Genomic DNA, 12,802 nt, shown 5'->3' on the forward strand with positions numbered 1-12,802 from the left:
TTTGTTCCTCGACACGCTTTTGATTAGAGGCATTCGCCTCAAGAACTTTCTAAAATTCTAACTTCGGACACGCGAAGCGAACCGCCGCTTGCGTTCAGGTTTAATCCAGTCGCACTTGATGGCGCAGCGATAAGTTCGGAGATGACACCTTCACCTCCGTTAACGAACACCTCGATTGAGCCGACATCGAGGAAGAGGCTGACCGTTACCGTTCCACTAGCGGCGTCGTACGGAACGCTGCGATTCTGCCGCCATGCTACGTTGTTCGCTCCGTTGGGGCCGCTCGTGTCGCGCTTTACGAAAATCCGGTTGTCGCGCAGTTCGAAGCCGATCTGGGTGAAATACCCTTCGCCGCCGCGTACCGACAGCCATGCCCCGCCCGGCCAGTCGGTACCGACGCGGGTTAGCGTCAGGTCGATCCGCCCAGCGACGATGCCGGCATTGGCTGGCCAGACATAGTCGCTGCCGTCGGTGATCGTCTGGTCGGTCCCGGTCACGACACGCTGGAACGCGCCGTTCTGTGCCGCGATCGGTGACATGCGCAACCGAGGGGTACCGGTGGAGGTGCGTTGCAGGCGAATCTGGCGGACGATGCTCAGCTGGCCGCGATAGCCATACGGTGCCGGTAGGGTGTTGGCGTAGGACCAGTTGTTCATCCAGCCCAGCGTATAGGCGCTGGCCAACGGATCGGCCGCCTGCGGATCGCGCCATACCACCGCCGCGTAATAATCAGCCCCGCCGTCGAGCCATTGGCCGGTCGCACTGTCGGCGGTGAAGGTCGTGCCGTCGAAGCTGCCGACCCAGTAATAGGTGCCGATGGTAAACCCACCCGACGTACCGTCGCCGCCGACCAGCAGCACCCATTTGTCGCCCTTCGTCGTCCCGTCAGCTTCGTACAGGTGTAGCGGGAAAAGGTGCGAACATTCCATCACTCCGCCGACCAGGTTCGATCCAAAGCCGCTCGCGTAGCTCCACTGTTTCAAGTCGGGCGAGGTATAGAAACCGATCTTGCCCTCTTCCGAAAGGGTCAGCACCCAGCGCGACGTGGGCGCATGCCAGAACACGGTAGGATCGCGAAACGGCTTGTTACCCGGGAAGTTGGGATGGACGATCGCGTGGAAGGTGAAGCTTGCCCCGCCGTCGCGCGAATACCAGAGCGCGGTTGACTGGTTCTGTCCGGCGGCATTGTCGGCGGGCATCGTCGCGAGCGCGATCAGCGTGCCCGCACCGAACCCGGCGGTATTGTTGGTGTCGATCACCGTGCTGCCGCTCCACACGTCGCCGAAGGACGTGGTCCGCCGCGGGATCGACACCCCGCGATCAGACCAGGTAACCAGATCGGTCGAAGTCCAGCGCCGCCATTCGGTGCCGCCATTGGGCCAGGTCGGGTTGTAGAGCGCCCACATCGTCCAGCCATCACCGATCCGCACCGGCCGCTGCGGGTCGTTGATCCACCCGCCATCGGGCGCGGCGATGTGATAGCGCGGCCGAGCGCTGGCGGTGGTGGCGGTCGCGGTGGGCGTCGGGGTGGAAGTCGGCACCGGGGCCGAAGTCGGACCGGGCGTTGAGACCACTCCGCCGCCCCCATCGCCTGATGCGCCGCAGGCGGGCAGAATAGGGAGGGTCGCGAGCAAGCCGAGCGTCTGACGCCGGGAAACGATCGATGGCATGATGATATCCTCTCCGCGCGCGGTGCATGGCCGCGCGACATGGGTCGCGCGCCGCCTGTTCCGACGGTTCGCGCGGGGGGTTGGGGTAGTCGGACGGCAAAGGGGCAGCGGCGCGGCGATGCGCGCCACCGCCGGCCCTACATCTTGAAGCGGACGCCGAGACTGAAATACCGGCCCTCGACCCGCAAGTCGCGACCGAAAGACTGGGTTTCATTGTAGAACCGATAGTTCTTGAATGGTTGCGCCAGGATGTTGCTCACGTTGGCGACCAGCGAGATGTTCTTGAACGCATCGTAGCTTGCCGAGAAGTCGAGCCGCGAGACGGGCTGGACCAGTTCACCGGCATATTGTTCCTCGTTGATGTTGCGGTTGTAGCTGCTGGTCGACCGCGACCGCCAGTTGTACGACAGTCGGGCGGAAATGCCGGCCTTTTCATAGAAGCCGGTCAGATTGTACGCCCATTTCGACAGGCCGGTGATCTCGACCTGCCGGTCGCCCTCGCCGAGTACCTGCGGCAATTGATTGGTGCCGTCGAGATACGTCACGTTCCCCTGTACGCCGAACCCCGACAGCGCGCCGGGCAGGAAGTCGAAGAAGGTCTGGAGCGACGCCTCGACCCCCTTGATCCGACCGTTGCCGGCATTCTCCGGCCGATTGAGCTGCACCCGGCCATAGATCGGATCGTTCACAACCTGCGTATAATAGCCGATGAAGCCGTTCAGATCGCGATAGAAGGCGGCGACCGACGCCGATCCGTTCTTCGAGAAGTACCATTCGAGGCTGGCATCGTAGTTTTTGGACGTCAACGGGCGCAGGTCGGGATTGCCGCCGAAGCCGGTCGCGTCGAACACCGGCGGCGTGCCGTCCGGCCCCACGCTGTTGCGGGTGATGTTGATCGACGGGTTGAGCTGCCCGAACCCCGGCCGGGTCCGCGTCTGGGTATAGCCCAGCCGCATCTGCCATTCGTTCGAGAAGCGAACGCGGGCGATGGCGGAGGGCAGGACGTCGACGTAATTCTGCCGCGTCGTGGTTGGGACGATGCCGACCGTGCCGTCGGCCGCCTGCACCCGACTGAACCCGCGATAGGTGCCGTCGGTGTTGACGATGCGCGCGCCGACGGTGCCGTCGATCCGCATCCCGCCCACATCGACATCGAACTTGCCTTGGCCATAGGTGGCATAACTCGCCTCGCTGGCGGTGAAGCCACCCAGCGGATCATAGGGGATGTCGGCGGTCGCGAACTTCGTTACCGCTTCGCGAATGCCGTTGTCGAACGGGAACAACACGGTCGCGCGCTGCACCGATTGCAGCGCCAGCAGGCGCAGCGCCTCGCCGTTGTCGCGAATGCCGTCGCGACTGGGGGCCAGCCAATTCTGGAACCGCTGCGGATCGCCACGGAACCCATCGGTGATGAGGCCAAGGCTGCCGCTCGGCAGGCTATCGAGCGCAATGTCCAGGCCGGCGGTATAGGCATAGCGGTTGTTGTTCTGCGACGATGCATTCCGATCGCTAGCACGGAAGCCGAATTGCAGACGCGGCAGCCAACTCCATTCGGTTTCAAGGTCAAGGTCGATCCGACCCTGCACTCCGTCGCCCTTCGTCACAAAATCACGTTGGTAATAGCCGCGCCAACGGGTGTTGGCAGGGTTGTCGATCGCATAGCCTCCGAGATCGAACACCGCGGATCCGCGCACGTCCCAGTCGACGTTGATCGTCGGCGCCGATGCCAGCTGCGCGTCGAGGCTGTATTCCGACGCCTTGTACTTACTGTTGGTGTAGGCGAAGTCGCCCGACAGGATCGCGCGGCCGGAGGTCCATTTGAAACCCGTTGCCGCCTGCCACGTATCGGTGCTGTCGTTCTGGGTCGACCGATAGAATTCGGGGACATAGCCGCCGGTCTTGGTAAAGCTCGCCGCCTTGTTCGGCTCACCCGGCACCAGCACGACATTGCTGAGCGTCGGAGCGACGCCGTTCACGTCGCGGCGTTCGAAATTGACGTTGAAGGCGTCGCGTAGCACCTCGCCACGATAAGCCTGCCACAGCCCTTCGGCGAATAGTTCGAGGTTCGGGGTCGGCCGCCACTGGATTGTACCGTTCACGGCCGGACGATGCCGCACACCCTTTTCGTAGAAATTTCCAGCATTGGCCGGAAAGCGGAAGTCGTTGCCGACGCCGGGCGTCGTGACCTTAAGATCATCGGTTGGATCGTCCGCACCGAAGCCGCGCGGCGAAATCACGGCGCTGTCGGCGTAGCGATCGGCGTTGCGATACGTCGAGCGGACATAGCTGACGTTGACCAGCGCACCGATCTCACCGATCGGAGTATCCCACCGCTTCGTGACGAGCAGGTTGCCTGCCGGGTCGAACGCCTTCGCTTGGTCGTTATACGATGCGCGCAGTTCGCCCGCGATCTCGGTATCCTTCACGTCGAACGGACGGCGCGATCGCAAGTTGACGAGGCCGGCCAGGCCCGGTTCGATCAGGTCGGACGTACCTGATTTATAGACCTCGATCCCCGCCGCGACGCCCGCCGGGAAGTCCTGCAAGTGCAGCACGCGGTCCTCGGCTGAAAAGAACTCGCGCCCGTTGAAGGTGGTGGTGACGTCGGGCAACCCGCGCACCAGAATCACGCCGGCTTCGTCGTTGTAGCGCTGGACCGTGACGCCGGTGACGCGCGCAATCGCCTCGGCCGCGTTGTTGTCGGGCAGCTTGCCGATGTCGTTCGACACTATCGCATCGACGATCGACGCAGAGTTACGCTTGATCTCCTGCGCCGAGCCCAATGCGGCGCGGTAGCCGGTGACAATAATGTCGGCGCTGCTGTCGTTTTCGGGCGCGGCGTCAGCTTCGGCCTGCTCGGTCGGCGCGGCCTGTTCGGCGGAAGCCGTGGCCTGAGCATGCGCGGGAATGGCGGTCAGCGGTACAAGGGCGCTGGATGTCAGCAAGGCAAGCAACGTCTTCGGCATAAATCCTCCCAGATTTCCGTTCTTTTTTTAGTTGTTCAGTGCAGCGGTTGGGCGGGCGTTCAGCCCGGTACGGTCGCTGCCGCCGTATTGACGAAGCGGATCATGTCATCGCGCCGCCGCCTTCGCCGTCATCGGCCACGCCTGCATCGTTAGGCGTGCCGCCCCGCCGCGCGCCATTGCGCTCCAACGAAGCTGTCCACCGCCGCGAAAGAAGCGATCGGTGATCGTCCGCGTGCCATCCGCAGCATAGACTTCGAGGATCGATTCATCGGCCAGCACTCGCAGGCGTATCCTGCGCCCCTTCAGGTCGACCGGAGCGATATGGCGGTTGGCGAATCCGTCGTGGAAATGCGGCCCCGACCGGGTGCGATCGACGAACAGTTCGTCCACGCCAGGATTGACCCCGATCAGCGTCTGATACCCCTGTTCGTCGGTCAGTGCGATTGTGACCTGTTCGGCAGTGTCGGTGTCAAGGTCGATGGTCAGGTCGGCCGATCCACCCGCGATAGGCAGCTCGGTCGGCGTCTCGCCCAGCGTCGCTGAGAAGTCCTGCCGCGCGCCGCGCAGCGTCGCGACCTCGCGCACCGGCATCTGCGCGATGCGATATCCGGCGGGTGTCTTTTTTAAAGTCACTTCGCGCGGCACGGTCATCAGCCCGCGAGTCGGCCAAGTCGGGATCGCCTCGGCATAGCGCCAGTCGTTCGCCCATCCGATCCAGATCCGGCGCGCATCCGTCTTCGGCAAGTCGTTCCACGACACGGCGGCATAGAAATCCGCGCCGTAATCCATCCAGTGTGCCTCGCCCGGCCAACCGGGAACGGTAGTAAACCGCTTGCCGTCGAAATCGCCGACGAAATACTGCCCGCCCGAACCGCCACCGACGGCATTGTCGCCCAGGTTGATGCCCAGCACCCAGCGCTTCTCACCCGGGGTGCCGCCCTCGACCGGCAGCTCGAACAGGTCGGGGCATTCCCAGTTCTTGCCGCGCGCACCGGCGGGGCCGAAGCTGCTGGCAAAGGTCCATTGCTTCAGGTCGGACGAGGTGAACAGGACGGCACGGTTCTCCAGCGCCATCACCGCGACCATCACCCATCGCCTGGTCGCAGCGTGCCAGAACACCTTGGGATCTCGGAATTCAGGCGATCCTACGCTCAGCACTTCGCCATGAACGGTCCAGGTCCGGCCCTTGTCGTTGCTGTACGCGACATATTGCGACTGCAGCTTCGCCTTAGGATTATGGCCGGTATAGATCGCAACCAGCGGCGGCTTGCCGCCCTTGCCGAACCCGGTCGTGTTATTCCAGTCGACCACCGCGCTGCCCGAAAACGCCATAACGTCGCCGGTTTCGGGAATGGCGATCGGCAGTTCCTGCCAATGCACCAGATCGCGGCTAACCGCGTGGCCCCAGTTCATATGGCCCCAGCGGTCGCCATGTGGGTTATACTGGTAGAACAGATGGTACTCACCCTCGTAATAAACGAGGCCGTTGGGATCGTTCATCCAGTTGGCAGCCGGCGCGAAGTGATAGGCCGGGCGCGGATCGGGTCGCTGTGCCGACGCGGCGGTGGTGAGCATCAGACCAGTCATGGCGAGAATCGCGAGCCGCTTCATGCCGCATTTCCCTTCAGATTCATGTCTTCCAGCGCGACGCCGTTCGTCTCCGGCATCACCCGCACCGTCCACACCAACTGCAACAGCATCATCGCGCCGAAGAAGGCGAAGACCCATCCGCCGACCGCGCTCGCCACGATTGGGAACAGCCATGTAATCGCCGCCGCGGCGACCCAGTGGGTGGTCGATCCTAAGGCCTGCCCCTTGCCGCGCACGTGGCTGGGGAATACTTCGGAAATGAACACCCAGATCACCGCGCCCTGGCTGATGGCAAAGGCTGCGATGAAGGCGAGCAGCCCGCCTAGGATCAGCATGCCGTTGGGCGTGCTGCGTTCGAGCTGGAACCCGACCATCAGCAGCGCTGCGGCACAAACGATCGATCCAACGAGCAGCAGCGGCCGCCGGCCGAACCGGTCGATGAAAAACAACGCGGCAACAGTAAACACCAGGTTGGTGCCGCCGACCGCGATCGACTGCAACAGTGCGCTGTCGGCACCCGCCCCGGCCAGTTCGAAGATGCGCGGCGCGTAATAGAGCAGCGCGTTGATGCCGGACAGCTGGTTAAACAGCGCGATTGCGATGGCGCAGGCGACCGGAAAGCTGTGCGCAGGCTGGAACAAGCGAGTGTCGCCCTGCGCTACGTCGCGCCGCTCCGCCGCCTCGATCCGCGCTAGCTCGGCCTGCGGGTCGAGAAAGCCTAGCCGAGTCATGACCTTGATCGCTTGCCCCTTCTCGCCCTTTACCGCCAGCCAGCGCGGGCTTTCGGGCAGTAGGAAGGTGACCCCAAGGAACAACGCGGACGGCACCGCGACGATGCCGAACATCCACCGCCATGCCACTTCTGGCGGCAGCGACTGCGCAATCAGATAGTTGCTTAGGAACGCGATCAGAATGCCCAAGACAATGTTCAGCTGGTTCATCGCCACCAGTCGCCCGCGAAACTTCGCGGGTGATACCTCCGCGATATAGATCGGCGTCACCACCGACGCCGCGCCGATCGCCAGACCACCCAGGAACCGGAACGCGATCAGCATCGGCCAGCTCTGCGCCAGACCGGTGCCGAGCGACGACACGACATAGGCGATGGCGACCGACAGCATGATCGCCTTGCGACCATAGCGGTCGGCGGGCGCCCCGGTGACCAGCGATCCGATGACCGTCCCGATCAGCGCGGAGGCGACGGTGAAGCCCAGCGACGCATCGGTCAGCGCGAAACGTTCCTGCAGCGCCTGCGTCGCGCCGGAAATAACGGCGGTATCGAACCCGAACAACAGCCCGCCCAATGCCGCGCCGGCCGCGCTCAGCACGATCGCGGTCGTCGCCCGTGCATCGTCCACATCCTGCCGGCCACCCGGCGTCGCGACGCTATGCATCGGCGGTCTCCTTGTTCACGTGAAAGGGTTCAGCAGTGCGCCAGTGCATCGGCCATTGCCGGGTCGCGGTGCGATAGGCGAGCGCCAGCGCCCCAGTCAGCCCAGCCGATGCGCCCGCAGTCGGCGCGGCGATATAGTCGCACATGTCGATCGTCCGCATGCTGGCGTCATAGCCGGCGAGCTTCGCGACCAGCGCAGCGCGCACGCGCGGGTACATTTGCGGCTGCATCACGCCGCCGCCGACGATGATCCGGTCGGGCCGAATGACATAGGTCAGCGTGGCGCACAGCGCGGCGATATAGTCCGCCTCGATATCCCACGCCCGATGATCAGCGGGAAGCTGTTCGGCCGGAACGCCCCACCGCGCCCGCATCGCCGGCCCGCATGCCAGCCCTTCCAGACAGTCGCCGTGGAACGGGCAGATGCCGGCGAACGCCGCATCACCGGCGGCGCGCGGCACCGCGATATGCCCCGCCTCAGGATGGTTCGCCCCACCATGCGGCGCACCGCCGATCAGCAGGCCGACGCCGATGCCGGTGCCGATGGTGACATAGCAGAAGCTGTCCAGCCCCTGCCCGCTGCCGAACAGCCGCTCCCCCACCGCCGCGCAATTAACGTCGGTGTCGAGCGTCATCGGTGCATCGACGCCCTCGCGGAGCGTGCCCAGCAGGTCGACATTCTCCCAACCCGGCTTAGGCGTCGAGGTGATGTAGCCGTAATCCCCGGCCAGCGGGTTTAGCGACAACGGTCCGAAGCTGCCGACTGAAAATGCCGATAGTGCGCCATGGTCGCGCCGCGCATCGCGGAAGAAGGCGGTGGCCGCGCCCAGCGTTTCGGCCGGGGTGGTCGTGGCAATTCGAGTTTCGGTCAGGATGGTCCCATTACGGTCGGCGACGGCGCATAGGAACTTCGTGCCCCCCGCCTCAATCCCACCCAGCAGCAGTGGTTCGTTCACCACCGGTATCCTGCCCGGCCTTTACGACGCGAACCCACCCTCATCATCACTCTCCCCTCGCCGCCGCTTTTCACGGTCCGTACGACTAAATCTACAAAGGTGATTTAGTAGGTCAAGGGGAGAAATTAGCGCGTTATCAGTGTCTTGGGTGACAATCGTTTGCTGTTACCGCTAACTAGCCTTGGCGCTTCGTGAGGAAAAGCGGCATATCTAGTATTGCGATCGCGTTGGGCGGGGTCAGGCGCGCTTGAACAAACTACTGAGATCAGGCGAATATTGCGCGTGCAGCGGCAGCAACCCGGCCCCGATCGCTGCCGCCCGTTGCCCCAGCGTTCCGACCCGTATGTCAGGCGCAAAAAAATCTGGTGGGGCATCGGCGGCAAGCTGCCGCTCGACCGCTGCGGCGATGCCGGCCAGCTCGTGCGCGTCGAGCGATCCGTCGAGAATTACAGCCTCCAGATCGAGCAGGCTGTTGGCCCCTGCAATCGCAAAGGTCAGCGCTTCGGTACAGCGGTGACGCCAACCCTCCAGCGCGGCGGGAGTCGTCGCCCGGTCGCGGTCGTAAAGCGACGCATGATGGATAAGCGAATCGCGTCGGCCGTCGACCATGACCGGCATCGAAGCCAGCGCCCCGGCATTGCCATGCCGCCCCTGCACAACCTGCCCGGCCACCACCAGCCCGCCGCCGACAAAGGTACCGAGGTTGATAAACAGATAGCTTTGCAGGTCGCCCCCCGCCCCGCACAACAAATGCGCCAGCGTCGCGGCATTGCCATCATTGTCGAAAAAGGTCGGACAGTTCAGCCCGGCACGCAGCCGTTCGGCCACATCCTCCCGCCGCCATTCCGCCGCCTGACGTTCGGAAATGCCTAACTCGTCGCGCCATTCGCCCAGAAACCATGGCATGGCAATGCCAATGCCCAGAAACGTACCGGGCTCGCGCAGCGATGCCGGCAGTTGTTCGTGCAGAAACCGGCCGATCCGCTCCACCGCCAAATCGATGGTCGGAAACGGGCTCGCATCGCATTGCAGCGCCTGCTGCTGACCATCGAAATCGAGCAAGACCAGCGTCATCGCATTGCGCCCGATCTCGACACCAACCGTGTAACCACGCGCGCCGTTGATGCGATAAACCGTGGCCGGCTGCCCCATGCCGCCGGTGCGCTTTTCGGCTTGGAACAGCAAGCCGTCGCTATCGAGTTCGTCGATAATCCGTACGACCGCTTGCGGCGACAACCCGGTTACGCGCGCAAGTTCGGCCTTTGAAGCACCGTTCAATCGCCGGATCGCCGACAGGATCAGCCGTTCGTTATACCGCCTCATCCCGCTAGCGTTCGTGCCCTTTCGCGCCATATGCATACGGGCATCCGCTCCATTTCGACCGTTCATCTGAGCATGCCATACACAGGATTCCTCGGAGAATACCGCGCTTTGTAGCAATTTATCTCGCGAGCGACGGTTCAGCCCCGGTAGGGAAAAAGGCGTGATCCTGGCAAAGATTGGCGTCCTGACAGGCCGGAGCCGAACAGTACCGCTGGTGTTCCCGAGGTCCGGTCACGCGAGATTGAGCCGCGGCAGTCGGGCTCAGACACGAATTCCCGAAGCGATCGCTAGGGCGGACGGTCCCGCTCGCTTCACGGCGCATTCGACCGTGCTACCGCGAGTACGGCGGACGCGAATTCCCGCTACTCGTAGCGCACAATGGTCAGCGTGCCGGGCCAGGACAAAGTCCGTGCGTTCGATGGTCAGCATCAAGATGGACACTGCCCGCTCGCGTTGCGACCCCGAATTACACGCTTTTCCCCCCGCCTCGCCCGCGCGCTTTTCGTGGCGCTTTCGACGCATGCAACGCCTCTAGCGAAACCGGCGGAAAAGCTGGGCAGAATGCCGCCATTCTTGGTCGCACCCGCGACGCAGATCGACGCAGCTGGACGGGATGCTAGCGACGGCCCGTGTGAACGCGTTCGATAGCACCAACCCCGGCGCGCGATCGCCGGCGAAAACTGGTCAGCGAGCGCCCGAAAACGTCCATATCGTGCGCGTTTTCGAAGGTGGTTTAGTAGGCAGGGGGGAGGCGGGAAACTTCTTATCTCCCGAACAGTCGTGCAAAATCAACGGCTTGGGACGTTACAAAGACGCTTATCCCATCGTTACTGATAATAGACTTAGTTTCGAATATTTTGGTTTGAGAATATCGTTTCTTTACAGTGGGATAAGTGTTTTTGCCGGGGGCATGTAGGAAGCGATAACGCCGAGCGTGTTACATCGAAAATGGCGGATTTCCGCCGTTTTTTGGCGAGTAAAACCGGGGGATAAAGGAGATAAGACTTTTCCCGACCCCCCTCCCAAGCCGTGTTGTCGGCGGGGAGGTTCGTCCTTGGCCGGCGACGACAGCGCACGGCAGAAGGGCCGGAGCGCGCATCCGCGTTCCGGCCCTTTCCTGTACTCGGTTCCCCCGTCGGGGCAAAGCTCAGTCGGTGTCGGTGAAGACCCAGCAGTGAATGCCGCCCCCGGTCAGGCGGCTGTTGACTGTCTTCGCCGCGATGTAGCGCGGATCGCTGGCGCGCAGCGCCCGGCCGAGCTGGGAGTCGAGTTTCAGCGTGATGCCCGCTCGCTTGAACTCTTCTGCCAGCCCGGTGCGGTTGATGGCCAGCAGGCCGCTGGTCCGGCTGTGGTTGAACACGACACCACGTCGCTTCAGCTCGGCGATTCCTGCCCAGAAAGGTGCAACCGCATCAGAGGGATGCGGGGCATCGAAGCCCAGATCGTTCATTGCCGGCGGTGCCATGCCGATGTCGCGGCAGAGATCGCCGATCATCGCGTGGATGACGCGGCGTTCGGTACGGTTACGAGTGTGCTGCAGCTTTGCGGTCAGCCGCAGGATCTGGTTCTGGATCGCAATGCGCGACTGGATCGGCATCGCGGCCGGTAGCTGGCCCGCGCCGTGGAAGTGGTTGAACAGCACCCGGAACGCGCGCTCTTGATAACGGATGATCAGCTCGCGGATCGTCGCATCCTGAGCGCGATCGGGGTGCAGAGTCACAAGCCAACCATGGAAACACTCTAGCGACAGCGTCACGCTTTCCTGTCCGCCTCCTAGCGAAGGTATGGTCGTGACGACCATACCTCTAGCCAGCACGGGATGATTGCGTATGCGCTTATGTTGTGACGACCAGTCTAGCCCGAGGCCCTCGGCGATCGGCTTCATGACGACGTAAACGCTGTTATCGTTGCGGACCGTTGCGATCTGCTGCTTGTCGAATGGTACGAGTTCTATGCTGGTTGCCATGCCTACCCTCCTGCTGGTCCAGCTTCAGCCGCGGCGACCGTGGGAGAAGGTCATGTTGTCGAGCATGGTGCCCAACCGATCGCTGAGGACCAGCATCAGCGCCGACAAGTTGTGGCAGGTGATTTCTGGCGTCTCTGTCGCTCGTTCAAGCCGGCCGTCGAAGGCAAGCTCTGCAACTCCGGCGAGCGCATCGCGCACCAGCGTCAGGTTCATGAACTCGTTTTCGGTGATAGCGTAATGCCCTTCCTCGTTCAGGGAACGCCGGGTAGTCTGGGTAGCAGCTTGAGCCATGGGTCACGTCCTAGGTTCGGGTTAGGTCCGGTTGATGCTCCAACATCTTCCGGACCGCTCCATGTAATTACATGGAGCTTGTGTAGTGTCAATACATGACCTACACGCCGTACATGGCTCTGAAGAACGATCGAGTATTCCAGATGCGCGCCTCGGATGATTGGCTCGCAAAAATCGACGATTGGCGCCGTACCCAACCGGACATTCCGCCCCGTGCGGAAGCGATCCGTCGTCTGGTCGCGCAGGCGCTAGAAGCAGGCAGTAAGTAAGCTGCATTCCGGACGGCAGTCCGGATCGATCCCCATCGAAAACTGCGATCCTGTTCGAACAATCGACAAGCAACCGAACGCTCTGCCACGACGATTGTAGGGGGTCAGGAAGCACACATCACGCTGCGTTCAGCAGTGGTAAGTGGCTGTTTTTGCAGCGTTGCGGCCGGTTACTAACTCGGCAGGCAGCTGCGTACGTTCGCCAACAACGGATTGTTGGATACTTTTCGGCGCCGTCGATCCACTTGCGTATCGCTCATTTCTGTCGATCCTGACCGTCGTGACCCCCGGCGGACGGGCGGCAGCAATCACAGGACGAACCAGTGCGAACGACCCTTTGCGCCTCTGAGGCAGCCACGGACGCGGCTTGCCCCTGCC

Annotated in this window: 9 protein-coding genes; 1 reads left to right on the forward strand and 8 read right to left on the reverse strand. The window is 63.0% G+C overall.

Translation table 11 applies throughout. From position 1 onward, the window contains the following. Positions 1–38 precede the first annotated feature (38 nt). From ASE90_RS11385 to ASE90_RS11420, 8 genes are all read right to left on the reverse strand, one after another. A complete protein-coding gene (locus tag ASE90_RS11385; RefSeq protein WP_056000435.1) occupies positions 39–1,541 on the reverse strand; it encodes a glycoside hydrolase family 32 protein in 1,503 nt (500 codons plus the stop codon). Positions 1,542–1,807: 266 nt separating this feature from the next. After that, entirely contained in the window at positions 1,808–4,636 is a 2,829-nt protein-coding gene (locus ASE90_RS11390; protein ID WP_056000438.1) for a TonB-dependent receptor, read from the reverse strand. Between the two features lie 105 nt (positions 4,637–4,741). After that, complete coding sequence (locus ASE90_RS11395; RefSeq protein WP_056000441.1) at positions 4,742–6,247, reverse strand: glycoside hydrolase family 32 protein; 1,506 nt, start codon at positions 6,245–6,247, stop codon at positions 4,742–4,744. Next, positions 6,244–7,620 carry a sugar porter family MFS transporter gene (locus tag ASE90_RS11400; RefSeq protein ID WP_200910869.1) on the reverse strand — a complete coding sequence of 459 codons (1,377 nt, stop codon included), beginning with the start codon at positions 7,618–7,620 and terminating at the stop codon, positions 6,244–6,246. Before ASE90_RS11400 ends, ASE90_RS11395 begins: the two co-directional genes overlap by 4 nt. After that, positions 7,613–8,575, reverse strand: a complete 963-nt coding sequence (locus tag ASE90_RS11405; protein WP_056000842.1) for an ROK family protein — start codon at positions 8,573–8,575, stop codon at positions 7,613–7,615. The genes ASE90_RS11400 and ASE90_RS11405 overlap by 8 nt, the downstream gene beginning before the upstream one ends. 237 nt (positions 8,576–8,812) lie before the next feature. Next, positions 8,813–9,898 (reverse strand): ROK family transcriptional regulator, encoded by a 1,086-nt coding sequence (locus tag ASE90_RS11410; RefSeq protein ID WP_235520057.1) that lies wholly within the window; start codon positions 9,896–9,898, stop codon positions 8,813–8,815. Between the two features lie 1,147 nt (positions 9,899–11,045). After that, the gene (locus ASE90_RS11415; protein ID WP_082449743.1) at positions 11,046–11,864 is read right to left on the reverse strand and encodes a phage antirepressor N-terminal domain-containing protein; all 819 of its coding nucleotides are present in this window, start codon (positions 11,862–11,864) and stop codon (positions 11,046–11,048) included. Positions 11,865–11,888: 24 nt separating this feature from the next. After that, positions 11,889–12,155: a hypothetical protein gene (locus ASE90_RS11420; RefSeq protein WP_056000449.1), complete on the reverse strand. Its 267-nt coding sequence runs from the start codon at positions 12,153–12,155 to the stop codon at positions 11,889–11,891. A gap of 95 nt (positions 12,156–12,250) precedes the next feature. Here ASE90_RS11420 and ASE90_RS19750 point away from each other — a divergent pair, with 95 nt between their 5' ends. Further along, entirely contained in the window at positions 12,251–12,424 is a 174-nt protein-coding gene (locus tag ASE90_RS19750; protein WP_162235084.1) for a hypothetical protein, read from the forward strand. The last annotated feature ends 378 nt before the right edge of the window (positions 12,425–12,802 follow it).

This window comes from Sphingomonas sp. Leaf67 (genome assembly GCF_001421965.1).
Classification (GTDB): domain Bacteria; phylum Pseudomonadota; class Alphaproteobacteria; order Sphingomonadales; family Sphingomonadaceae; genus Sphingomonas.

Coding starts and splice junctions, on each gene's coding strand:
- ASE90_RS11390 (WP_056000438.1), bottom strand. CDS start 4,636: ATGCCGAAGACGTTGCTTGCCTTGCTGACATCCAGCGCCCTTGTACCG.
- ASE90_RS11420 (WP_056000449.1), bottom strand. CDS start 12,155: ATGGCTCAAGCTGCTACCCAGACTACCCGGCGTTCCCTGAACGAGGAA.
- ASE90_RS11400 (WP_200910869.1), bottom strand. CDS start 7,620: ATGCATAGCGTCGCGACGCCGGGTGGCCGGCAGGATGTGGACGATGCA.
- ASE90_RS19750 (WP_162235084.1), top strand. CDS start 12,251: ATGACCTACACGCCGTACATGGCTCTGAAGAACGATCGAGTATTCCAG.
- ASE90_RS11395 (WP_056000441.1), bottom strand. CDS start 6,247: ATGAAGCGGCTCGCGATTCTCGCCATGACTGGTCTGATGCTCACCACC.
- ASE90_RS11410 (WP_235520057.1), bottom strand. CDS start 9,898: ATGAGGCGGTATAACGAACGGCTGATCCTGTCGGCGATCCGGCGATTG.
- ASE90_RS11415 (WP_082449743.1), bottom strand. CDS start 11,864: ATGGCAACCAGCATAGAACTCGTACCATTCGACAAGCAGCAGATCGCA.